General features: G+C 36.1%; 22 protein-coding genes and 1 rRNA gene. 22 read left to right on the plus strand and 1 reads right to left on the minus strand.

The window, feature by feature from the left end:
- The first annotated feature begins 7 nt into the window (after window positions 1-7).
- The 20 genes from CRO00_RS19180 (at window position 8) to dusB (ending at window position 20,460) form a co-directional block, all read left to right on the plus strand.
- Window positions 8-1,612 carry a putative polysaccharide biosynthesis protein gene (locus tag CRO00_RS19180; RefSeq protein WP_097075286.1) on the plus strand — a complete coding sequence of 535 codons (1,605 nt, stop codon included), beginning with the start codon at window positions 8-10 and terminating at the stop codon, window positions 1,610-1,612.
- Window positions 1,613-1,616: 4 nt separating this feature from the next.
- A complete protein-coding gene (gene yabN / locus CRO00_RS19185) occupies window positions 1,617-3,083 on the plus strand; it encodes a bifunctional methyltransferase/pyrophosphohydrolase YabN (RefSeq protein ID WP_097075287.1) in 1,467 nt (488 codons plus the stop codon).
- A 3-nt stretch (window positions 3,084-3,086) separates the two neighbouring features.
- Window positions 3,087-3,377, plus strand: coding sequence for an RNA-binding S4 domain-containing protein (locus CRO00_RS19190; protein WP_097075288.1), 291 nt, complete (start codon window positions 3,087-3,089; stop codon window positions 3,375-3,377).
- A gap of 168 nt (window positions 3,378-3,545) precedes the next feature.
- Window positions 3,546-3,845, plus strand: coding sequence for a sporulation protein YabP (yabP, locus tag CRO00_RS19195; RefSeq protein ID WP_097075289.1), 300 nt, complete (start codon window positions 3,546-3,548; stop codon window positions 3,843-3,845).
- Window positions 3,842-4,339: a spore cortex biosynthesis protein YabQ gene (yabQ, locus tag CRO00_RS20660; protein ID WP_097075290.1), complete on the plus strand. Its 498-nt coding sequence runs from the start codon at window positions 3,842-3,844 to the stop codon at window positions 4,337-4,339. Before yabP ends, yabQ begins: the two co-directional genes overlap by 4 nt.
- A gap of 49 nt (window positions 4,340-4,388) precedes the next feature.
- Entirely contained in the window at window positions 4,389-4,799 is a 411-nt protein-coding gene (locus CRO00_RS19205) for an FtsB family cell division protein (RefSeq protein ID WP_097075291.1), read from the plus strand.
- Window positions 4,800-4,986: 187 nt separating this feature from the next.
- Window positions 4,987-5,415, plus strand: coding sequence for a S1 domain-containing RNA-binding protein (locus tag CRO00_RS19210; RefSeq protein WP_097075292.1), 429 nt, complete (start codon window positions 4,987-4,989; stop codon window positions 5,413-5,415).
- Window positions 5,416-6,089: 674 nt separating this feature from the next.
- Window positions 6,090-8,486 (plus strand): SpoIIE family protein phosphatase, encoded by a 2,397-nt coding sequence (locus CRO00_RS19215; RefSeq protein WP_097075293.1) that lies wholly within the window; start codon window positions 6,090-6,092, stop codon window positions 8,484-8,486.
- Window positions 8,487-8,512: 26 nt separating this feature from the next.
- A complete protein-coding gene (gene tilS, locus CRO00_RS19220; protein WP_097075294.1) occupies window positions 8,513-9,910 on the plus strand; it encodes a tRNA lysidine(34) synthetase TilS in 1,398 nt (465 codons plus the stop codon).
- 139 nt (window positions 9,911-10,049) lie between these two features.
- Window positions 10,050-10,592 (plus strand): hypoxanthine phosphoribosyltransferase, encoded by a 543-nt coding sequence (gene hpt / locus CRO00_RS19225; protein ID WP_097075295.1) that lies wholly within the window; start codon window positions 10,050-10,052, stop codon window positions 10,590-10,592.
- A 128-nt stretch (window positions 10,593-10,720) separates the two neighbouring features.
- Complete coding sequence (ftsH, locus tag CRO00_RS19230; protein WP_097075296.1) at window positions 10,721-12,778, plus strand: ATP-dependent zinc metalloprotease FtsH; 2,058 nt, start codon at window positions 10,721-10,723, stop codon at window positions 12,776-12,778.
- Between the two features lie 205 nt (window positions 12,779-12,983).
- Complete coding sequence (locus tag CRO00_RS19235; RefSeq protein ID WP_097075297.1) at window positions 12,984-13,751, plus strand: type III pantothenate kinase; 768 nt, start codon at window positions 12,984-12,986, stop codon at window positions 13,749-13,751.
- 20 nt (window positions 13,752-13,771) lie between these two features.
- Window positions 13,772-14,656, plus strand: a complete 885-nt coding sequence (gene hslO, locus CRO00_RS19240) for an Hsp33 family molecular chaperone HslO (RefSeq protein ID WP_097075298.1) — start codon at window positions 13,772-13,774, stop codon at window positions 14,654-14,656.
- The gene (locus CRO00_RS19245) at window positions 14,637-15,590 is read left to right on the plus strand and encodes a peptidyl-prolyl cis-trans isomerase (protein WP_097075299.1); all 954 of its coding nucleotides are present in this window, start codon (window positions 14,637-14,639) and stop codon (window positions 15,588-15,590) included. The genes hslO and CRO00_RS19245 overlap by 20 nt, the downstream gene beginning before the upstream one ends.
- 123 nt (window positions 15,591-15,713) lie before the next feature.
- Window positions 15,714-16,643 carry a cysteine synthase A gene (gene cysK, locus CRO00_RS19250; RefSeq protein ID WP_097075300.1) on the plus strand — a complete coding sequence of 310 codons (930 nt, stop codon included), beginning with the start codon at window positions 15,714-15,716 and terminating at the stop codon, window positions 16,641-16,643.
- 152 nt (window positions 16,644-16,795) lie between these two features.
- Window positions 16,796-17,644, plus strand: a complete 849-nt coding sequence (locus tag CRO00_RS19255) for an aminotransferase class IV (protein WP_097075301.1) — start codon at window positions 16,796-16,798, stop codon at window positions 17,642-17,644.
- Window positions 17,645-17,647: 3 nt separating this feature from the next.
- Complete coding sequence (gene folP / locus CRO00_RS19260) at window positions 17,648-18,511, plus strand: dihydropteroate synthase (protein WP_097075302.1); 864 nt, start codon at window positions 17,648-17,650, stop codon at window positions 18,509-18,511.
- Between the two features lie 12 nt (window positions 18,512-18,523).
- Window positions 18,524-18,895: a dihydroneopterin aldolase gene (gene folB, locus CRO00_RS19265; RefSeq protein WP_097075303.1), complete on the plus strand. Its 372-nt coding sequence runs from the start codon at window positions 18,524-18,526 to the stop codon at window positions 18,893-18,895.
- A complete protein-coding gene (folK, locus tag CRO00_RS19270) occupies window positions 18,888-19,412 on the plus strand; it encodes a 2-amino-4-hydroxy-6-hydroxymethyldihydropteridine diphosphokinase (protein WP_097075304.1) in 525 nt (174 codons plus the stop codon). Before folB ends, folK begins: the two co-directional genes overlap by 8 nt.
- Before the next feature lie 40 nt (window positions 19,413-19,452).
- Window positions 19,453-20,460: a tRNA dihydrouridine synthase DusB gene (dusB, locus tag CRO00_RS19275; RefSeq protein WP_097075305.1), complete on the plus strand. Its 1,008-nt coding sequence runs from the start codon at window positions 19,453-19,455 to the stop codon at window positions 20,458-20,460.
- Window positions 20,461-20,507: 47 nt separating this feature from the next.
- On the opposite strand, the gene CRO00_RS19280 is transcribed toward dusB, so the two are convergent.
- Window positions 20,508-20,978, minus strand: a complete 471-nt coding sequence (locus CRO00_RS19280; RefSeq protein ID WP_097075306.1) for a DinB family protein — start codon at window positions 20,976-20,978, stop codon at window positions 20,508-20,510.
- Window positions 20,979-21,193: 215 nt separating this feature from the next.
- Between CRO00_RS19280 and lysS the strand changes: the two genes are divergently transcribed.
- Window positions 21,194-22,693, plus strand: a complete 1,500-nt coding sequence (lysS, locus tag CRO00_RS19285) for a lysine--tRNA ligase (RefSeq protein WP_202615713.1) — start codon at window positions 21,194-21,196, stop codon at window positions 22,691-22,693.
- A 447-nt stretch (window positions 22,694-23,140) separates the two neighbouring features.
- Window positions 23,141-23,200, plus strand: a 16S ribosomal RNA gene (locus CRO00_RS19290); the annotation flags it as partial.

Here is a 23,200-nt window from a genome sequence, read left to right on the forward strand (position 1 = left end):
AACTGGAATGGGAAATAACTTTGGCATGAAGGGGTATATGAAAGGTGCGTTATTCCTCACATTAGCCGCACTAATGGTTAAAGCTTTAAGTGCTGTATATCGTGTACCTTTTCAAAATTTAGTTGGAGATCAAGGTTTTTATATCTATCAACAAGTGTATCCTTTCATTTCCTTTTTTGTTGTGTGGACATCAGGTGGTTTTGCAGTAGCGATTTCGAAAATGTTAGCAGACGCAGAATCAAGTGTGCACGCCTTAGAAAGAAAAACTATCATTACGCGAACGGTTTACATGTATTTAACGTTTTTATCACTCGTTTTTTTCTGTCTTCTGTTTTTTGGCTCTTATTCCTTAGCATGGTTAATGGGAGATGAACAATTAGCGCCACTTCTTAGAACAGGTGCTTTTGTAACATTGTTTATGCCTATCCTTGCGCTTATGAAAGGAACATTCCAAGCTAAAGGTGAGATGGCTCCTGTAGCTTATGCTCAAGTGTTCGAACAATTTATACGCGTTTGTGTCATTTTAGCGGGGGCAATTGTCATCATGACAACATCTAAATCTCTTTATGCTGCGGGCAATGTTGCAGTATTTGGAACGGTAGTCGGACAAATTGCTGGAGTTCTTTTATTACTTTATTTCACTAAAAGTAGTCGAAAAAGGTCAAAAGCAAAAAAGAAGTTCGCTAAATGGCCAATTTTAAAAGAAGTTACCATTTTAAGTTTAAGTGTAAGTATGAGTAGTTTGCTTTTATTATGCTATCAATTAATTGATTCTTTCACTGTATTTTCGATGTTGTTGGAAAGCGGTATGGGAAAACTACAAGCGATGGAGACAAAAGGAATATTTGATAGAGGCCAGCCCCTTGTACAAATGGGTGTTACGATTGCCTCATCATTATCGTTAGCCATTGTTCCACTTGTTGCATATCAATCTAAAAAAATAAATGGAAGGGGACCAATCCCTTTTATTCAGTTAACTTATCGGGTTTCAATTCTATTAGGCGTAGCGGCTTCTATTGGATTAATACTTGTGATGCCTTATGTAAATGAAATGCTTTTCGAAACAAATGCTTTGACGAATGTTTTGAGTATTTACGTTTTACAAATTGTACCTTTATCAATTATTTTAACCTTCACAGCAATTCTGCAGGGAATGAATCGGTTAAAAGTTCCTGCAATCATTTTAATAGTAGCTATATTAGTAAAATTTATAGGAAATCATTTGCTCATTTCTAAAGTAGGGGTCCTTGGAGCAGCGATTGCAAGTGATATGGGGTTGTTCTTAAGTGCTGGTTTGCTAATTATTTATTTGAAAAAAATTACTCATACAAAATTAGCAAAAAAGGAATTTTACATAAAATTATTTCTTGCAAGCACAATCATGTCTCTAGCTGTGTACGTTATGGATAAACTATTACAAATCTCCAATACTTTCTTATCGGGTAGATTAGAAGCGGTTATCTTTGGTGGATGTTTAATAATTTTGGGAGCATTTGTTTTTTTAACGATTGTTGCAAAAACAAAAATGTTAGCAGAAAAAGAGTGGTTTATGTTGCCATTTGGGCGAAAAATGGCCGCTTATCAAATATGGTTAAATAAAAAAAGTAGGTGACATTATGCATGAATTAACTGTTATAGGTCTTGGAGCAGCAGAATTGGATCAGCTGCAAATAGGTGTGTATAAAAAATTAAAATCAGCAAAAAAAATTTACGTTCGAACAATGGACCATCCTGTTATAAAGGAATTACAACAGGAGGGCATGATGTTTGAAAGCTTTGATAAAATCTATGAAAAGCATGATACGTTCCAACCTGTGTATGAAGAAATTTGCGATAATTTAATTAAAGCCTCCCAAAACGAACCGCTTATGTATGCAGTACCTGGTCATCCATTAGTTGCAGAACAAACTGTACAATTACTAATTGCAGCTATGAAAGAGGGAAAAGTAGATTTGAAAATTGAAGGTGGTCAAAGTTTTTTAGACCCAATTTTTGGAGCGCTAAAAATTGACCCAATTGACGGCTTTCAACTGCTGGATGGAACCAGCTTTTCCATTCATGACGTAAATATGCGTGGGCACCTATTGATTGCTCAAGTATATGATGCTTTTAGTGCATCTGAAGTAAAATTAACCTTGATGGAGAAATACCGAGATGACTATCCAGTAACTATTGTAACTGCGGCAGGATCTTCTTTTGAGAACTTAACAACGGTGCCTTTATATGAACTTGATCAGGCCGTTGAAATTAATAACTTAACAACGATTTACGTTCCACCAGTGCAAGATGATTTTGATGCACTCCGAGATTGGGTTACGTTTAGAAAAATTATCGCCACATTACGTGGTCCAAATGGCTGCCCGTGGGATCAAAAACAAACCCATGAAAGTCTGAAAAAATATTTGATTGAGGAAGCTCATGAATTTTTAGCAGCAATTGATGCAGAAGATGACTATGCAATGGTAGAAGAACTTGGGGATGTATTATTGCAAGTATTCTTACATGCCCAAATCGGTGAAGATCAAGGCTATTTCAATTTAGAAGAGGTATTAGCATCTGTTAGTGAAAAAATGATTCGCCGTCATCCTCACGTTTTTGGTGACGTCAATGTTGAAAATGCCGATGAAGTTGTTGCAAATTGGGAGGACATTAAACGCGCAGAAAAAGGGGAACAAACAGGTTCAATGTTAAAAAGTGAATATCGTGCAAGTTCCTCTTTACAAACGTCTTATAACTATCAAAAAAAGGCAGCTTCAGTAGGTTTTGATTGGCCAGATCCAGAAGGTGCATGGGAAAAGTTTGCTGAAGAATGGCAGGAATTTAAAGAGGAAATAACAAAGGGTACAAGCAAAGCTCGATTAGATGAGTTTGGTGATGTGTTATTTACGCTCGTGAATCTGGCACGTTTCTATAAAGTTTCACCTGAAGAAGCAATGGTTCATGCCAATGAAAAGTTTGCTCGTAGATTTCATTATGTCGAGCAAAAAGTAATAGAAAGCGGAAAACCATTTACAGATTTTACGTTAGAACAACTCGACTCATTCTGGAATGAAGCAAAAGCATTAGAGAAAAAGGGGAAATAATTAATGCGATTAGATAAATTTCTAAAGGTTTCACGACTTATTAAAAGACGTACATTAGCAAAAGAAGTAGCAGATCAAGGACGAATTACTATAAATAGTAAAGTAGCAAAAGCTAGTAGCACTGTAAAAGTAGGAGATGAGCTGGCAATTCGTTTTGGTCAAAAAGTTGTAACTGCCCGCGTAGAAGATTTAAAAGAAAATGTGCGCAAAGAAGAAGCTAGCAAAATGTTTACGATTCTTAAAGAAGAAAGATTAGAAAAAATTGAACCACAGTTTATAGACGATGAAGAGTAAGCTTTTTATATAAATAAAAGTATAAATTTAAACCAAGTCTATAGATTTCACAGTGAGAAGAAAAAATATTAAATTTCTAGGGCATGGCAACAAATTTGTTGTCATGCTTCTTTCATTTCCCGCATAAAGTGAACAGAACAAACACAATAACAATGAAGGAGGAACGATATGACACTACATCAAGAAAGTAATCGTTACACAATTACATCTGGGGACCATCTTGTGACAGTGCGAAATCGAAAAAGAATGGACATGACTTCTGTTAAGGAAATTGAGCGATTTGACCAAGAAGAATTCTATGTAAGAACTGCCCAAGGTCATTTGCTAATCCGTGGAGAGGAGCTACGCATTGTCCATTTAGACGTCGATAAAGGATTACTAACGTTGGAAGGAAATGTTAAGGCGCTACAGTACGACGACGAAGATAATGGTTTATCAAAAGGCTTCCTCCATAAATTATTTGGATGACCATTAATGAACAAGTTGTTAGTATTTTAATTATGATCATAAGTGGCTTATTTGTAGGTGCAATAGTAGATAGTACACGCTATCTGCTAAGCACCTTAAGCCCGGGATCGTTTTTAAGAAAAATAGGATATGGAGTAGAGCTGATCGTTTGGGTACTCTTAGGGGGCCTAACGTTTTATATTTTATTCATTGTAAAGGGTGGAGAATGGCGTTTAGTTGATCCGTTAGCGCAAATTCTTGGTATTTTTTTATATGAATCTGTTTTTCAACGGTATTTCCGCTTCGTTGGACGAGTGTTCGTCTTATTAACAATTAGGCCTATATTAGCAATTATTAAATTTATTTATTCCGTAATCATAGGTACAATTAGGCTACTCCTTCGTATAATTATGTTTTTATTCACACCTTTTCGCAAAATCTATATTATAATTAAGAAGAAATATTTGCTAAAAATATATTCCCGATTAAGAAGGATTCTCTTCAAAAAACGTTGAAATGTAAGTATAATAGGGATTGTTATTGATTAGAATGGAGGTGGCGGATATGGCAAAGCGTCAAGATCAGATTAAGACACAACAAAATAACGTTCGAACGCTTGAAAATGACTATGTCCGATCATCTGAGTATAAAGCAAATTATTCAAAACAAAAAAAAATCCGTTTTCGTAGAAGGATGTTTGTGTTTGGGATTATTGCTTTTGCCACTTTATTCTTTTTAATTAAAACAAATATCCACCAAAATGAGAGATTAGCCCAAAAAGAACAGCAAAAAGAAGAAGTTTTAGCTCAATTAGAAGAAGTAAAAGAAAGACAAGAGCTATTAAATTTACAAATTGCTAAGCTAGAGGACGATGAATATATAGCAAAGCTAGCACGAAAAGAGTTTTTCTTATCAGAAGACGGGGAAATTATTTTCACAATCCCGGATGAAGGTGAGTCAAAAGGTAACGAATAAAAGGCCTTTTTTATAGGTATTATAGTTTTGAGAAAAGTGTTTGAAGTCCGATAGAAAAAGAGTTGTCTTGTTGACACTCTTTTTTTGTTGGCTATAATAAAAGAATAACGTGCATTTAAAACGTTACACAAAAATTTTTAATACTGGCTATTAAGCCGCTTAAATTTTAAGGAGGAGCATTTTTTTTATGTCAATTGAAGTAGGCAGCAAAGTACAAGGTAAAGTAACAGGAATCACAAATTTTGGAGCATTCGTTGAGCTGCCAGATGGCAAAACGGGTCTAGTTCACATTAGTGAAGTCGCAGATAACTATGTGAAAGACATCAACGAACATCTTAAAGTTGGCGATGTCGTTGAAGTAAAAGTGATGAATGTTGAAGCGGATGGTAAAATCGGTTTATCAATCCGAAAAGCAAAGCCTCAACCAGAAAGACCTGAACGTCCACATCGTCCACGTCGCGATAATAATCGTTCTAATGACAGAAATGATCGACAAACGAAAGAAAATTTCGAACAAAAAATGGCACGATTCTTAAAAGATAGTGACGAACGTCTTGCAACATTAAAACGTGCAACTGAGTCAAAACGCGGTGGCCGTGGAGCTAGAAGAGGGTAGTTTGCTGTCTGTTTTAAGCGTAGAAAAAGTGTAATATAGATGGAAGACTGTTTGTGTAGTTAGATCACAAACAGTCTTTTTTTGTCCTAAAAGTGGGAGGGTTTTAAAGGTCATTTTCTAATAAAATTCCCGCTTTTTTTGCATTTATTTACTTTTTTCTCGTAACATTGTTTTCAATAAGGTCACAATACAAATACAACAAATAACGAATCCTACGGTTAACAGTATAAGTTGAAGTATAGGGGAGATTTTTAATATGATCCCTAGAACGACTAGAATCGAGCCTATCGAACATAACAATGCTAAAGTTCGTAAATTATTTAACACACAAAATCCTCCAATTTTAAACGAGATATAGTTTATATATTAAAAGGTTTAATAATAAATATAGTATATATAGCAAGAACCACGCCCCAAATGTGTGAAAAAACCAAAGTCTTGGGTTCCTCGAATTTTAAGTAACTAGCCAAGGTTGTCCTATTCAATATCAAGATGCGGAGAAACACAAGATATTCTTGATCCCCCAATAAATTCCGACAACGAATTCCCTTTATGTAATCTTACCAAAAAATACGTCGAAAGATTTTTATTATACTATTTCACCACTAGACAAATTTTACAAGAAACCTTTTATATAATTACTCAAAATGCAATTAGTAAAGGGGATGATATAAATGGCAAATATCGAAATGTTGGAGGAAAAGACACATTTGCAAGGGGTGACAGCACGATTTTCTATTAAAAAGGTTAGCTTTTTTATACATTTGTTTTTTTTCCTACTAGCGTTGTTTCTATCAAGAGCAGTAATGTTCGAGGCGGCGGTTCCGTTTTTACTTCCTCTTTGGGCGATTGTAAAACAACGTTATGAAAATAAAAAATGGTCAGTTTTATTAGGAGGAATAATCGGGGCACTGACCTTAAGCTTAGGACAAGTGTTCATTTTATGTTTACAAATTATTTTGTATGAACTAATTACCCGATTCCGATTTTTAAAATTACCAACCGCAGTTGGTGTGGCTACGGCAATTTTCTTCGGACAGTTTCTTTGGCAAGGGATTGCTCATTTAGGGTTACCACCATTTATTGTTCAACTTTATATATATTATGAAGTTGTGCTAGCCTTTTTTATGACGATTTTTGTGCGTCTCTTTTTTGTACCACCTCATCGCTTTTGGGCGGTCGGTTGGAGCTATGAACGAGTAGGTGCAGGTCTAGTTATATTAGCGATGGTATTAACAGGTGTACAATCTGTAGTAGTATCCTATTTTGGTTTATTTCCTTTTATGCTACATTTAGCAATTTGTATAGCAGCACTTGCTGGTGGAGTCCCAATTGCAGCGATGGTCGCTACAATCGTAGGCGCATTAGTAGGGGTTGCTAAATTATCCTTTACGGGAATGATTTCAGTTTATGCAATGACCGGAGTAGTTGCAGGACTATTTAGCAGGTTAGGACGATTTGGGGTAGTTCTTGCTAGTTTAGCACCAAGTATTTTTTTCTTCTTTTATGACGCAACGTTACCGATTGATACCGTGTACTTTGTTTCAATACTTGTAGCAGGTCTTGTATTTTTTATTTTGCCTCAAAGGATGTTTACATTTTTGCACGATGTAATACACCCTAAACGTGATGAGGTGCTATTACAAAGACAACAGTGGCTCACTGAACATACAACGGAAAAAATTGAAACTTTTCAAAATTTCGTCTTGTTTATGAAGGAGTTGGTGTTTGATCGTTTTACATCAACAGAAAGTGTTAATGAAATAAGAAAAATAGAACCGAGTGCAACATGTATGAGTTGTTTCCGCTATGATCACTGCTGGGGCGAAAGAAATAATCATATGGACGAGATGATTCATCATTGGTTTGTTGCAAAGACAAATTCGAGGGAAGGAGAACAGGCGTTATTAGAGGAACGAATCAAGTTGAAATGTATTAAACCTGCGAAATTACTAGAGGAATTAGATTATCAACTATACAATGATAAAATGAACGGCCAATTTTACCATGGTAAAAAAATGATTGCGCTTCAATTAAGAGACTTAAGTAATCATTTAAACAAATTGATGGAAGATATGAAGGAGGAAACATTATCGTTTAAAACGATTGAAGAGGAATTAGAATATGAGTTTAAACGTGCACATGTTCAATGTTTTCAAATTGATGTAATTAATAACACTATGGGTGAACGTGTGATTATTTGTTCATTGGCTAATAAAAATGATACGTATGATGATCAATATTTACTTTGTGAGAGAATCATTTTGCCAATTTTGTATGACGTATTTTCAGAGCCATTCCAAGTGGAGAAAATCTCTACCCAAAAAGCGCCTTTCTCCCATATTCAAGTGCGTTTCCGTTCTGCAGTTCGCTATGAAATAGAGTATGATATATACAGCAGAGCGAAAAATTCTGCTTGGGTATCAGGGGATAGTCATGCAGTATTCCATATCCATCCCGGTCTAGTTGCTGTTATGCTGTCAGATGGAATGGGGCAAAATAGAGAAGCCCAAAGAGAAAGCAGACGATTGGTACGTTTAATGAGAGAATGTTTAACATACAATATGAATCCAGAAACTGCTATGCATACTCTCCACTATGTGATGTCATTAAATCGAGAAGTTGATATGTATGCAACGATTGATTTTGCTCTAGTAGATTTACAAAAAGGTGCTCTTTGGTCTTGGAAGGCTGGAAGTATGTCGACATATATTTTGCGCGGAGAACGTCTCCTAAAAGTGGATGGTGCGGCGGCGCCAGTTGGTTTTATGCCTGTGTTCTCCATCGAAACAGAAAAAGTAAATCTATTAGCTGAAGATTATGTAGTGATGGTATCGGATGGTGTCTTCTCAGGAAATTATGATTGGGAAGAACAGGAGCAATACTTTATTAGTTTGTTGAAATCCCGAATCCGTGAAGAAATGCCAATCGAAGTAATACTTTATGATGTAATGGAGCAGTTTAGTAATATGTATGAGGTTGATGACGATTGTACGGTCATTTTACTAAATGTGGCTCACGTTGTACCAAAATGGGCGGTATTTAGTCCACCAAACACAAAAATTTCTTAGAATAGATATAAAAGCGAGGTGAGAAGATGGTGTCTTTTGAAACCAAAGTAAAAAATTATATAATCGAACATCAACTTATAGCTAATGGAGACCGTCTTCTCATTGCCTGTTCTGGTGGTATTGATTCAATGGGCTTATTACATTTTTTTATTAAGTTCCAACATATTTTTGAAATTCAATTATTTGTGGCGCACGTAGACCATATGCTTAGAGGAAGTACTTCTGCAGAAGATCGTGTTTTTGTAGAAAAGTTTTGTAAAGAGCATGGAGTACCTACTTTTAGTACCTCGATTCCAATTCCTCAATATCTTCAAGAAGAAGGTGGAAACTCACAAGCAATTTGTCGAAGAGAACGTTACTCCTTTTTCGAAAAAACGATGCAAACATATCATATAAATAAACTAGTGACAGCTCATCATGCAGACGATCAGTTAGAATCATTGCTAATGGCGTTAACTAAATCTGGCGCTGTTAATGGATTGAAAGGCATGTATGCACAACGGATATTTTCTTCTGGTATATTAATACGACCTTTCTTAGCAGTAACAAAGGAAGAAATTTGGAAATACTTAATGGAGTTGGAAGGTTCATATAGGGAAGATGCGAGTAATGAGAAGGATGATTACACTCGGAATCGGTATAGACACCATGTAGTGCCATTATTAAAAAGAGAAAATCCACATGTATCGAGCAATGCAGTTTACTTAGCTGAAAATTTACAACAAGATGATGACTTTTTAAATGGTCTTGCATTAGAAAGATTTCCTCACGTAATTGAAAAGCAAAATGATTCATTCTTACTAAAAATTCCGTTATTTCAAAATGAAGCAGTCGCTTTACAAAGAAGAATGATTTTAATACTATTAAACTATCTTTACAATAATGTTAATACTACCCAAAGTAAGACATTAGTTTTATCTATTTTGAACTTAATTAAAAATACAAATGGTAGTGCATTAGTTTACTTACCAGAGGGTAATATTGCAGTTCGTAAATATGATGAAGTCGTTTTTAAAAAGCAAAGTAATGACACGGATGAAACGAAGCTTTTGCAAGAGGTTTCATTAAATGAATGGACGCATACCTCAAGGTTTCGATTATACATAGGAGAAGCCTCTTTTGAACCAAAAGAAATGACTAATTTCTATTACTTCAACTCAAAGGACTTTCATCTCCCGTTTCGAATTAGACCGAGAAAAGATGGGGATCGAATTTCTATAAAAGGGATGGATGCCCAAAAACGCTTATCGAGGATACTTATTGACGAGAAAATCCCCTTACACGAAAGAGATACTTGGCCTATTTTAGTAGATGCAAACGATGATGTAATAGCTATATTAGGTGTGCGAGTTAATAAGTTCTTTTCTAAAACTAAGCGACCGACCGATGATTTTATTTTGTGTATCGAGTGTAAAAAATCATAAACCAATAATCTACATCATTACATGTAATTAAAACGATTAAACTTCGAATTAGATGAACAAATTTTATTAAGAATAACTTAAAATTGATTATAATGACAATAATGGTCATGTGTTGTAACAACTCAAGGAGGAACTATTTATGATTCAAAATGACATTGAAAAAATTATGATTACAGAAGAACAAATCCAAGAAAGAGTCGCTGAACTTGGTGCACAATTAACAGAAGAGTATAAAGATCAGTTTCCATTAGCGATTGGTGTTTTAAAAGGCGCTATGCCATTTATGACAGATTTAATGAAGCGTTTTGAATCATATGTTGAAATCGATTTTATGGATGTTTCGAGCTATGGTAATGCTACAGTATCATCTGGAGAGGTAAAAATTTTAAAAGACTTAAATACTAGTGTTGAAGGTCGCGACGTCATTATAATTGAAGATATTATCGATAGTGGTTTAACATTAAGCTATTTAGTAGATTTGTTCAAATATCGTAAAGCAAAAACAATTAAAATCGTTACGCTTTTAGATAAGCCATCAGGTCGAAAAGTTGATTTAAAAGCAGATGTTGTTGGTTTTGAAGTGCCAGATGGATTTGTAGTTGGTTATGGATTAGATTATGCAGAAAGATATCGTAATTTACCGTACATCGGTATTTTGAAGAAGGAAGTATATTCATTCTAAGATTTTGTAAACATTTCGACAAATAATGTTTACAACACATTTTACCGGTGCTTTTCGTTGTATCATTAAATCATGATATGTTAAGATTTTACTTATAGTTTTTCTGTTATGTTGTGAGGAGGCTGGGGATGAATCGAATATTTCGATACACCATATTTTATTTATTAATTTTTCTAGTAATAATCGGTATTTTCGGTACTTTTAATGGGGGTAACGCACCTTCAGAAGAATTAACTTATCATGAGTTTTTAGAAGCCTTAGAAGCTGGAAAAGTTGAATATGCAAATATTCAGCCGGATGCACAAGTATATGTGGTAGAAGGCGCGTTAGCGGGGTATGAACAAGGCCATACTTTCTTAGTAAATATCCCTCGAGATAATCCGGCTTTAATGGAAAAGATTACGAATGCAGTTAATGGTAATCCGGACATTAAATTTTTAAAAGCACCTGAAACGAGTGGTTGGGTACAGTTCTTTACAGGGATTATCCCATTCATCATTATTATCATTTTATTCTTCTTCCTATTGAGTCAATCTCAAGGTGGCGGTAATAAAGTGATGAACTTCGGTAAAAGTAAAGCGAAGTTATACGACTCTGAAAAGAAAAAAGTTCGATTTGTAGACGTAGCTGGTGCTGATGAAGAAAAGCAAGAGCTTGTTGAGGTAGTCGACTTCCTAAAAGATCATCGTAAATTTACAGACATGGGTGCTCGTATTCCAAAAGGTATTTTACTAGTAGGACCTCCTGGAACAGGTAAAACATTACTTGCGCGAGCTGTTGCTGGTGAAGCAGGCGTACCATTCTTCTCAATCTCAGGTTCTGACTTCGTAGAGATGTTCGTAGGGGTCGGGGCAAGTCGTGTTCGTGATTTATTTGAGAATGCGAAGAAAAATGCACCATGTATTATCTTTATCGATGAAATTGATGCAGTTGGTCGTCAACGTGGAGCAGGTCTTGGTGGTGGTCACGACGAACGTGAGCAAACATTAAACCAATTACTTGTTGAAATGGATGGTTTCGGTGTAAATGAGGGTATTATCATTATTGCAGCAACAAACCGACCAGACATTCTTGACCCAGCATTACTTCGCCCAGGACGTTTCGACCGTCAAATTACGGTTGGTCGCCCCGATGTTAAAGGACGTGAAGCAATCTTAAAAGTACACGCTCGTAATAAACCATTACGTGATGATGTAGATTTAAAAGCTATTGCTCAACGTACACCAGGTTTCTCTGGTGCGGATCTTGAAAACTTACTTAACGAGGCAGCTCTAGTAGCAACTCGTCGTAATAAAAGAAAAATCGACATGGCTGATATTGATGAAGCAACAGACAGAGTAATTGCCGGTCCAGCTAAATCAAGTCGTGTTATTTCAGAAAAAGAACGCAAAATCGTTGCTTTCCACGAAGCAGGTCACGTTGTCGTAGGGCTAACTTTAGACCAAGCAGAAAAAGTACACAAAGTTACAATTGTACCACGTGGGCAAGCTGGTGGTTATGCCGTAATGCTTCCAAAAGAAGATCGTTACTTCATGACAAAACCAGAGTTATTAGATAAAATTGCAGGGTTACTTGGTGGTCGTGTTGCAGAAGATATTACGTTTGGTGAAGTATCGACTGGAGCACATAACGACTTCCAACGTGCTACTGGAATCGCGCGTTCGATGGTTACAGAATACGGGATGAGTGATAAGTTAGGACCAATGCAATTTGGTTCAAGCCAAGGTGGTAATGTATTCCTTGGACGTGACTTTAACTCTGAACAAAACTATTCTGATTCAATTGCATACGAAATTGATAAAGAAATGCAATCAATTATCGTCGATCAATATGAGCGTACAAAACAAATTTTAACGGAAAAACGTGATTTATTAACTTTAATTGCAGAAACATTACTTGAAGTGGAAACCTTAGATGCACAACAAATTGAGCACCTAAGAGATCACGGTAAACTTCCAGACCGTGTAGACTACTCAAAAGTAGATGATGAGCGTATTGTGATCGAATCTACAAATGATACTGTAAAAAGTTCTGAATCAAATGATGTTGTTGTTGAGATTTCTGGTACTACAAGTTTAGATAAACAAATCGTTGGTCAAACACCAGATCCTTCAACATCTGATTTGCCAAGAGAAAACCGTACACCTGAAAATCGTGACGGAATTCAAGAAGACCGTAATAAATAGACTTAAATTTCTGCTGAATGAGTATGCTAATCGCATCTCATTCAGTTTTTTATTTATTCTATCTTAAGATTTTATAAAACCAACCATCATTCTGGAATAATAAGATGAAACCATCTCGTTAGAAACGATAGACATACTGCTGTATTATGTTTCCGTTATTATGGTATTATTTTTTACAAACGGATTTGGAAATGGGTGTGAATGAATGGTCCTTGTCCTCAATGTTGGGAATTCCAATATTGCCATAGGTATATATAGAAACGATAAACTTGCATATAACTTTAGTATTGAAACAAATAGAAGAAAAACAGAAGATGAATATGCAATGCAGTTAAAAATGTTATTCAACCATGTAGGAATCTCCTTTGAAGAAATAAAGGGTATTATTATTTCATCAGTTGTGCCGCCAATTATGTATGCACTAGAGGAAATGTGCCGAAAATATTTTCATGTCAAACCACTTGTTGTTGGACCAGGAGTGAAAAACGGATTAAATATTAAATATGAAAATCCAAGGGAAGTTGGCGCTGATCGAATCGTAAATGCAGTGGCAGCTGTCGATGAATACGGTGGGAAACCACTTATTGTAGTAGATTTTGGAACTGCTAATACGTATTGCTATATAAGTGAAAAGGGAGATTATTTAGGAGGAGCAATTGCCCCAGGGATAACGATTTCAACAGAAGCCCTTTTTTCGAAAACAGCAAAATTACCACGTATTGAAATTAACCGACCTACAACCATTATCGGTAAAAATACGATTTCTGCAATGCAGGCAGGTGTCATCTACGGTTTTGTAGGACAAGTGGAAGGGATCGTTAGTCGAATGAAACAAACATCAATTGAAGATGCTTTTGTTATTGCAACTGGCGATTTGGCAAATTTAATTGCCAATGAAACAAAGATGATAGATATAGTTGATCCACTACTTACGTTAAAAGGGCTATATATCATTTTTAAAAGAAATCAATAAAAGAAATGAGGATAAACAACATGAGTGATTACTTAGTTAGAGGTTTAGGGTTTAATGGGAATGTTCGTGCATTTGCTGCACGTACTACTGAAACGGTAGGAGAAGCACAACGCCGACATAATACATGGCCAACAGCAACTGCTGCGTTAGGTCGTTCAATGACAGCAAGTGTAATCATGGGTGCAATGTTAAAAGGTGAAAATAAATTAACTGTAAAAATAGAGGGAAATGGTCCAATTGGTCCAATGTTAATCGATGCTAATGCAAAAGGAGAAGTGCGGGGTTATGTCACCAACCCACAAGTTCACTTTGAATTAAACTCGATAGGAAAACTTGATGTTCGCCGCGCAGTAGGAGCAGAGGGAACAATTACAGTAGTTAAAGATTTGGGTATGCGTGACATGTTCTCTGGCCAAACACCAATAGTTTCCGGGGAAATTGCGGAAGACTTTACGTATTACTTTGCAGTTTCAGAACAAGTTCCTTCTTCTGTAGGTTTAGGTGTCCTAGTTAATCCGGACAATACAGTTTTAGCAGCAGGGGGATTCATTCTCCAACTAATGCCAGGTTGTGGAGAAGAAACAATTACACAAATTGAACAGCATCTTTCTACAATTGAACCTGTTTCAAAGATGATTGAAAAAGGTTTAACACCAGAACAAATACTAGAAGTGGTACTAGGAAAAGAAAATGTTCAAATTTTAGATTCAATGGATGTTGAGTTTAAATGTCAATGTTCTAAAGAGCGTTTTGGTGCAGCGATAATTAGTTTAGGAGTACAAGAAATCCAAGAAATGATTGATGAGGATGGACAAGCAGAAGCACAATGCCATTTCTGCTTAGAAACTTATCATTATGATAAGCAAGAGCTTGAAGGTTTTATCAATGAAATCAAAGCGCAATAATATATCAAATCAATCGCACAACAAAACGCCTCTTACTCAAAGAAGATTAAAAACAAAACCTGTACTAACATTGCTGACAATACTTTTGGCGGGAAACTTATTTTGGTTTGTTTTGTGGGTATGGCCTAACGAAAAAGATAACGGTGGCGATGAAATAGTCGCTACCGTTGATGATAAAGAAATTACAAAGCAGCAATGGATGGCTGCAATGGAAAATCGTTATGGGAAAGAAACACTACAAAACTTAGTGAATGAATCAGTTATGGAAAAAGCAGCAGAAGAATATAAGATTAAAGTGTCTGATGAAGAAATTGATCTTGAAATCGCTCTAATTCGAACAGCTCAAGATACCACTGATACAACGATTCAACAGTTAACAGAAGAACAACTACGGCAAAAGGTGCGAGCACAATTAATTTTAGAAAAGGTCTTAACAAAAGACATTATTACAGATACTGAAGAAATCGTTAAATACTATGAAGAGAATCAATCTCTTTACAATATCCCTACTACATATAAAACAAGCATTATTATTGTTGAGTCAAAGGATGATGCGGACAGTGTCTTAAAGGAACTTAATGATGGGTCCGAATTTTCTATTTTAGCTAGGGAACGTTCCCTTGATACAACTTCAGCAAGTTTGGGTGGAGGTATAGGATATATAACAACAGCCCAAGCGAATGTGGATAAAAGTATTCAAGATGCAGTACAAAAGCTAAAAGAGAATGAGATTAGTGATCCCTTTGTAATGAATGACGGCCGTTATGGAATCGTAAAAGTAGAGGAAATTAACGAAGGAAAATCCTTTACCTATGATGAGGTGAAAGGGCACATTCAACGGGTGTTATCAATGGAACAATTACCCGCTTCCATTACACCAGAAGCATTTTGGAAAGAATTTGATGCGAGTTGGTTTTATGGAGAATCCTCATAAGTTTAAGTCTAAAGTTTTCACAATATTTTGTGCTTAACCATTGACTCAAGACACAAATGTTGGTAATATACTAAATAGGTAAAACCTATAAATTTAGTAGGTATTTAAGAGAGGATGATAAAAATGAGTAAATTAGCAAACTCAGTTACTGAATTAGTTGGACGCACTCCTATCGTGAAACTTAACCACGTAACTTCTGAAAATGAAGGAACAGTTTGGGTAAAATTAGAATTCTTCAACCCAGGTAGCTCTGTAAAAGACCGTATTGCTCTTGCAATGATCGAAGCTGCAGAAAAAGACGGTACATTAAAACCAGGTGGAACTATTATTGAACCAACTTCAGGTAACACAGGTATTGGTTTAGCAATGGTTGCTGCTGCGAAAGGCTACCGTGCAATTCTAGTTATGCCTGAAACGATGAGTATTGAACGCCGCAAGTTACTTCGTGCTTATGGTGCGGAATTAGTTCTAACACCTGGTCCAGAAGGAATGAAAGGTGCTATTGCAAAAGCTAAAAGTTTAGCAGAAGAAAATGGTTACTTCTTACCACAACAATTTGAAAACCAAGCAAACGCTGAAATTCACCGTTTAACAACTGGTCCTGAAATCGTTGAAGCATTTGAAGGTGTTCAATTAGATGCATTTGTAGCGGGTATCGGAACTGGTGGTACAATTACAGGTGCTGGTGAAGTTTTACGTCAAAAATACCCTGAAATTGAAATCATCGCTGTAGAGCCAAAAGATTCTCCAGTATTATCTGGTGGTAACCCAGGTTCACATAAAATACAAGGTATTGGTGCAGGGTTCGTACCAGGTGTATTAAACACAGAAATCTACAACTCAGTATTCACAGTAGAAAACGAAACTGCTTTTGAAGTTGCTCGTAAAGTAGGTAGCGAAGAAGGAATTTTAGTTGGTATTTCTTCTGGTGCAGCAATCCATGCAGCAATCGAAACTGCAAAACGTCTTGGAAAAGGTTCTAATGTATTAGCAATCGTTCCTTCAAATGGTGAACGCTACTTATCTACTGCTTTATACAACTTCGAAGACTAATCCGAAATTTTATTCATCGACATTGCCTTTATAGGTGATGTCTTTTTTATTATCTGTTTTTTTACTCAAGCCACTTTGTATCGTTTGATGCGTTATTCAATTAAAATTGATATTCTATTTTATAAAGTATACTAATAGAAAGGGGTTAACTAATGCTTTGTTGGTTCAATGGAAAGTATTTAGATGAAAAGGAGTTATTTATCTCGCCCTTTGATCATGGATATTTACATGGAATCGGTTTCTATGAACATTTTCGTACATACAATGGCCAAGTGCTATTACTGGAAGAACATTTTCACCGCTTATGCAATGCATTAAATATTTACCGAATACCTATGCCCTATACAATAAAAGATATTCAGAATGTCATTGAAGAATTATGGACAGCTGCTTCACGAGAGGATTGTATTTTTCGTCTAAATGTTTCGGCAGGTAGGGCAAATGAGATGTTGTCACCTGAATATAAAAAACCTAATGTGATAATTTTTCGAAGATCTCTTAGGCAACGAACTCGTGGTACAGAAAAGAATGCAATTTGGCTAAAGACAACTCGAAATTCACCAGAACAACCAATTCGCTTTAAATCCCATCATTTTGGTAACAATATATTAGCGAGTTTTGAAGTTCAAAACCTTGAAACAACGGAAGGTTTTTTCCTTAACACAAAAGGGCATATCGCAGAAGGAATTACTTCTAATATCTTCTGGGTAAGAGATGATATACTTTTTACACCTTCTCTTTCAACGGGTATTGTTCCGGGCATTACAAGACAATGGGTAATTCATGCAGCGAAGCGGTTAGGTATCCGGGTGGTAGAAGATATCTTTTTCCAACACGAACTGATAAATGCCTACGAATGTTTCGTTACAAATTCTATCGAGGAACTTGTACCGATATCAAAAGTTGGTAGAACAAGATTTTTAGGAGAAGATGGACCTATTTATCAAAGGCTACATCAATCATATATAGATGAAATAATTCAAATAATGAAAAGAGGATAAGGGATGTTAACGAAGTACTCTACACCACTAGTCATTAATAATATTGAACTAGATTATAGAAAAGAAACGATTATAATGGGGATTCTAAACGTAACGCCCGATTCATTTTCAGATGGCGGGAAATTTAATTCCATTGATGCGGCCGTTGCGCATGCAAAAGAAATGGTTGCAAATGGGGCGAAAATAATCGATATTGGCGGGGAATCTACTCGACCAGGTTATACACGTATATCCGATGATGAGGAAATTGCTCGTGTTGTACCTGTTATACAAGCGATTTTAAAAGAAGTACCTGTCATCATTTCAATTGATACTTACAAATCAGCCGTTGCTCGTGCAGCAGTTGAAGCTGGTGCGCATATGATTAACGATATTTGGGGAGCAAAGGCAGACCCTGAAATTGCAAAGGTAGCTTCAGAACTAAATGTACCAATTACCTTAATGCACAATCGAAAAGATGAAGACTATATAAATTATTTTGAAGACTATATGCTAGATATACAAGAAAGCGTTAATTTAGTAAAAAATGCGGGAGTACCAGATTATCATATTATTTTAGATCCAGGGATTGGCTTTGTAAAAAACCTACAACAAAGTATTGAAACGATGCAGCGTTTAGACGAGCTTGTTGAAATAGGTTATCCAGTATTACTCGCCACTTCTCGTAAACGTATGATTGGAACGATATTGAACTTACCATTGGATGAGCGGGTAGAAGGAACTGCTGCGACATGTGCATTTGGTGTCATGAAAGGATGCCATATTGTGCGTGTTCATGATGTGAAAGAAGTAGCCCGAACAGTGAAAATGATTGACGCACTAATGGGTAAGTTTAAAGTAAATGAAGAGCTACCTTCAAGACATTAAAAGGAGAACACAATGGACTATATACATTTAAGAGACATGCAGTTTTTTGGCTATCATGGTGTTTTAAAAGAAGAGACAGTACTAGGACAAAGATTCCGAGCATCTGTGTCGTTAGCCGTAGATATTCAAAAGGCTGGAAAAACAGATGACCTTCAGGATACTGTAAGTTATGTTGGTGTTTATAACATATGTAAAGAAATTATTGAAGGACAGCCCTATAAACTAATTGAAGCGGTAGCGGAAACAATTGCTACACGTATTTTATCAGACTACAACGGACAAGTTTTTGGGTGCCGTGTTGAAGTAATAAAACCAGACCCGCCAATTGCAGGACATTATAAAGAAGTGGCCGTAGAAATAGTAAGAGGGCGGTTTTATGAATAAAATTTACCTTTCCCTTGGCACCAATATTGGCGACAGGGAGCATAATTTAAAGCTTGCAGTACGAATGCTTCATGAAATGGATGATGTATGTGTAAAAAATGTGTCATCTATTTATGAAACGGCACCAGTAGGATATGTGGATCAACCTTCATTTTTAAATATTGTACTCTATGTTGAGAGTGACAAATCTGCTTTTGACATGCTAGATATATGCCAATCTGTAGAGAATGAATTGGGGCGAGTACGGGAAATTAGATGGGGTCCCAGAATTATTGACCTTGACATTTTGCTCTTTAATCAAGACAATATTGAAGCGGAGAATTTAATCGTTCCCCATGCACGAATGTTTGAAAGAGCATTTGTTTTAGTCCCACTTTTAGAAATTGCAATTCCACCTTTAGAAGGCTATTTACTTCAAGCTCAAAATTCGTTATGTCAAATGGATATTGATCAAGAGGGCATTAAAAAGTGGAATAATACTAAAAGTGTAGAAGAATTTATACAATTTAGACCTTAAGAGGAATCGATATAGAAACCCTTTTGAAGGAGGAGAACATATGAATACAACGGAAAAACCGTTTCAAATAGGTGATATCGTCATGGATAACCGTGTCGTCTTAGCACCAATGGCAGGTGTATGTAACTCTGCATTCCGTCTTACTGTTAAAGAGTTTGGAGCAGGTTTAGTATATGCTGAAATGATAAGCGATAAGGGCTTAGTCATGCGCAACCAAAAAACATTAGATATGCTTTATATTGATGAGCGGGAGAACCCACTTTCATTACAAATATTCGGTGGAGATAAAGAAACGTTAGTAGAGGCTGCTAAATATGTAGATAAAAATACAAATGCAGATATTATCGACATCAACATGGGTTGCCCAGTAAATAAAATTATTAAATGTGAAGCTGGAGCAAAGTGGCTTTTAGACCCCAATAAAATTTACGAAATGGTTTCTGCGGTAGTTGATGCAGTGGATAAACCTGTTAGTGTAAAAATGCGTATTGGTTGGGATGAAGAGCATATTTTTGCTATTGAAAATGCTCAAGCAGCTGAACGTGCCGGCGCTTCTGCCATTGCGATGCATGGACGTACGCGTGTTCAAATGTATGAGGGTAAAGCAAATTGGGATGTTCTAAAAGAAGTAAAGAAACACATCCATATTCCGTTCATCGGAAACGGTGATGTTGAAACACCACAAGATGCTAAGCGTATGATAGATGAAGTTGGCGTTGACGCAGTAATGATTGGACGCGCAGCACTAGGAAACCCGTGGATGATTTATCGCACTGTACAATATTTAGAAACAGGCGTACTAAAACCTGAACCATCCGTACGTGAAAAAATGGATGTCTGCCTTCTTCACTTTGAACGTTTAATGCAATTAAAAGGAGAAAGTGTAGCAGTTCGTGAAATGCGTAAACATGCTTCATGGTATTTGAAAGGTATTCGTGGGAACGGTATTGTACGCAATGCAATCAATCAAATGGAAACTGCAAGCGAATTACGTGCACTTATCAATAGTGTGGCTGACCAACTGGAAGAGCAAGTAGAAGCTATTTAAAAACACAAAAGGCATCCTTCATTTGAGTGGATGCCTTTTTACTTTTATTATCTTGAAACCTCTTTTGTTGGCCCCATTACTCCCGGGACAGGTAATCCTGCTTGCCGTAGTAATACTTGCATTTGTGCGCGGTGATGTGTTTGGTGGTCAATCATCATTCGTAATACTGCACCAACCGCTGTTGCCTGACCTAGCATATCAATCGTGTTGACTAGCTCTTCATCTGAAATTTTCTCACCTACATCTTTACTAACATTTTCTTTCATAGTTTTATAAGTTGATATAATCTCGTCAATAGTAGCTGGTGTGTTTGTTGGATTTAAATTTAGTGAAAGTCCAATTTGACCAAGGAAGAATACAGGAGCTGTTGTTAAATGCCAGCTTAACCACTCAAGTGTATTATGGTCTTCTACTATTGCCTGTTGCTTTTTTTCCTCTGTAATCGCTTCGAAAATGGAGATAGTTCCAGTGCTATTATGTTCCCAATCGTTTATAAAATCTTCTACTTTACGATACATAATTTAATTCCCCTCTCTTCTCTTTCAATATAGAAATAGTAGCATAATTTTAATGCGAACTAGGCATAATTGAATCAGGTTTGTGACTATCAGAATTATAAAACTATTACAAAAGAATTGAAATTCAAACGAAACAGATGAATAGATGATGAAAATTGTGTACAATAGGTACATTATGGACAAAAATAGAGCTACATACTCGGAAAATTTAAGGAGTGAACATCGTGTCAAACATTGAAGAATTAAACGACCAACTTTTGGTGAGACGCCAAAAGATGACTAATATTCGTGAACGTGGTTTAGATCCATTTGGTAGCCGCTTTGAACGTACACATTTATCCTCGCAAATACGTGAACAATTTGGAGAGCTAACTAAGGAACAATTAGAAGAAACACCTCAAGAGGTAGTCATTGCTGGACGTATCATGACAAAACGTGGAAAAGGTAAAGCTGGATTTGCTCACATTCAAGACTTAGGTGGCCAAATTCAAATTTATGTACGTAAAGACCATGTTGGTGATGATGCTTACGAATTATTTAACCAAGCCGATTTAGGTGATATCGTCGGAATTCGTGGAAACCTTTTTGTTACAAATGTAGGTGAGCTTTCAGTTAAAGCAGAAGTATTTACCTTCCTAACAAAATCTCTTCGTCCAATGCCAGAGAAATTCCATGGTTTACAAGATGTTGAACAACGTTATCGACAACGTTACTTAGACTTAATGACAAATGCGGATAGCAAAGAAACGTTTATTACGCGTTCAAAAATTATCCGTTCAATTCGTAACTATTTAGATAGCAATGGTTACTTAGAAGTTGAAACACCGATGTTACATACTATTGCTGGTGGTGCTGCAGCGCGTCCATTTATTACACACCACAATGCATTAGATATGGAACTATACATGCGTATTGCGATTGAATTGCATTTGAAACGTTTAATCGTTGGTGGACTCGAAAAAGTATATGAAATCGGCCGTGTATTCCGTAACGAAGGGATTTCCACTCGTCATAACCCTGAATTTACGATGATTGAATTATATGAGGCTTACGCGGATTACCGTGACATTATGGCATTAACAGAAAACCTTATTTCACATGTTGCACAAGAAGTATTAGGAACAACAACAATTCAATATGGTGAAGATCAAATTAATCTTGCTCCAGGTTGGAAACGCGTTCACATGGTAGATGCTGTGAAAGAAGCTACAGGAGTTGACTTCTGGCAACCTATGACAGTAGAACAAGCAAGAAGTTTAGCGAAAGAACATGGAGTTGAAATTAAAGAAGCTCATGAAGTTGGTCACATTATTAATGAATTCTTTGAACAAAAGATTGAAGAAACATTAGTTCAACCAACATTTGTATATGGTCACCCAGTTGAAATCTCTCCACTTGCTAAGAAAAATCCGGATGATGAACGTTTTACAGATCGTTTTGAGTTATTTATCGTACGTCGTGAACATGCAAATGCGTTTACTGAATTAAACGACCCAATTGATCAAAGAGAACGTTTTGAAGCGCAACTTGCTGAAAAAGCAGCAGGTAATGACGAAGCACACGATATGGATAATGACTTCATTGAAGCATTAGAGTATGGTATGCCTCCAACAGGTGGATTAGGTATTGGTATTGACCGCTTAGTTATGCTTTTAACGAATGCGCAATCAATTCGTGATATCTTATTATTCCCAACTATGCGTCACCGTGACTAATTGAATAAATAATTAAACCAAGTATGAACAAACGGAAGCTGATTTTTATTAAAAAGTCAGCTTCTGTTTTCGTTTATAAATTGACTTTGGATTATAGGCTCATAGAATGTGGGTTGAAAAAGTATATTCATTTTAAAAAATCTCTTGTGTTATTTTTAAATAGGTGATATAGTAACTGATGTCGCAAAAATACATACAATCAAAGTTGATTTGAATTGTAGTTGACGCATCTATGAGATTGTGTTATTATTAAAAAGTTGTCACAAGTAAAATAAAGAGTTGACAACTAATATAAAGTTTGTTAGTATATAAAAGTCGCTTGAATAAGTGATTGCATGAACCTTGAAAACTGAACAACAAAACGTTAATGAATATAATTTCTCATTAATTTGAGAAACATTTTGACATCAATTTTGATGCCAGCAAATTTGAGCTTTATCAAATTCTTTTATGGAGAGTTTGATCCTGGCTCAGGACGAACGCTGGCGGCGTGCCTAATACATGCAA

This window comes from Ureibacillus xyleni, from assembly GCF_900217795.1.
Lineage (GTDB): Bacteria > Bacillota > Bacilli > Bacillales_A > Planococcaceae > Ureibacillus > Ureibacillus xyleni.

What these genes read in the sequence shown, in the direction of transcription:
- CRO00_RS19235 (WP_097075297.1), top strand. Translation starts at nt 12,984, where the DNA reads ATGGTCCTTGTCCTCAATGTTGGGAATTCCAATATTGCCATAGGTATA.
- tilS (WP_097075294.1), top strand. Translation starts at nt 8,513, where the DNA reads ATGGTGTCTTTTGAAACCAAAGTAAAAAATTATATAATCGAACATCAA.
- CRO00_RS19180 (WP_097075286.1), top strand. Translation starts at nt 8, where the DNA reads ATGGGAAATAACTTTGGCATGAAGGGGTATATGAAAGGTGCGTTATTC.
- cysK (WP_097075300.1), top strand. Translation starts at nt 15,714, where the DNA reads ATGAGTAAATTAGCAAACTCAGTTACTGAATTAGTTGGACGCACTCCT.
- folB (WP_097075303.1), top strand. Translation starts at nt 18,524, where the DNA reads ATGGACTATATACATTTAAGAGACATGCAGTTTTTTGGCTATCATGGT.
- CRO00_RS19280 (WP_097075306.1), bottom strand. Translation starts at nt 20,978, where the DNA reads ATGTATCGTAAAGTAGAAGATTTTATAAACGATTGGGAACATAATAGC.
- CRO00_RS19190 (WP_097075288.1), top strand. Translation starts at nt 3,087, where the DNA reads ATGCGATTAGATAAATTTCTAAAGGTTTCACGACTTATTAAAAGACGT.
- yabN (WP_097075287.1), top strand. Translation starts at nt 1,617, where the DNA reads ATGCATGAATTAACTGTTATAGGTCTTGGAGCAGCAGAATTGGATCAG.
- CRO00_RS19255 (WP_097075301.1), top strand. Translation starts at nt 16,796, where the DNA reads ATGCTTTGTTGGTTCAATGGAAAGTATTTAGATGAAAAGGAGTTATTT.
- CRO00_RS19245 (WP_097075299.1), top strand. Translation starts at nt 14,637, where the DNA reads ATGAAATCAAAGCGCAATAATATATCAAATCAATCGCACAACAAAACG.
- CRO00_RS19215 (WP_097075293.1), top strand. Translation starts at nt 6,090, where the DNA reads ATGGCAAATATCGAAATGTTGGAGGAAAAGACACATTTGCAAGGGGTG.
- folK (WP_097075304.1), top strand. Translation starts at nt 18,888, where the DNA reads ATGAATAAAATTTACCTTTCCCTTGGCACCAATATTGGCGACAGGGAG.
- hslO (WP_097075298.1), top strand. Translation starts at nt 13,772, where the DNA reads ATGAGTGATTACTTAGTTAGAGGTTTAGGGTTTAATGGGAATGTTCGT.
- yabQ (WP_097075290.1), top strand. Translation starts at nt 3,842, where the DNA reads ATGACCATTAATGAACAAGTTGTTAGTATTTTAATTATGATCATAAGT.
- dusB (WP_097075305.1), top strand. Translation starts at nt 19,453, where the DNA reads ATGAATACAACGGAAAAACCGTTTCAAATAGGTGATATCGTCATGGAT.
- CRO00_RS19205 (WP_097075291.1), top strand. Translation starts at nt 4,389, where the DNA reads ATGGCAAAGCGTCAAGATCAGATTAAGACACAACAAAATAACGTTCGA.
- hpt (WP_097075295.1), top strand. Translation starts at nt 10,050, where the DNA reads ATGATTCAAAATGACATTGAAAAAATTATGATTACAGAAGAACAAATC.
- yabP (WP_097075289.1), top strand. Translation starts at nt 3,546, where the DNA reads ATGACACTACATCAAGAAAGTAATCGTTACACAATTACATCTGGGGAC.
- CRO00_RS19210 (WP_097075292.1), top strand. Translation starts at nt 4,987, where the DNA reads ATGTCAATTGAAGTAGGCAGCAAAGTACAAGGTAAAGTAACAGGAATC.
- ftsH (WP_097075296.1), top strand. Translation starts at nt 10,721, where the DNA reads ATGAATCGAATATTTCGATACACCATATTTTATTTATTAATTTTTCTA.
- folP (WP_097075302.1), top strand. Translation starts at nt 17,648, where the DNA reads ATGTTAACGAAGTACTCTACACCACTAGTCATTAATAATATTGAACTA.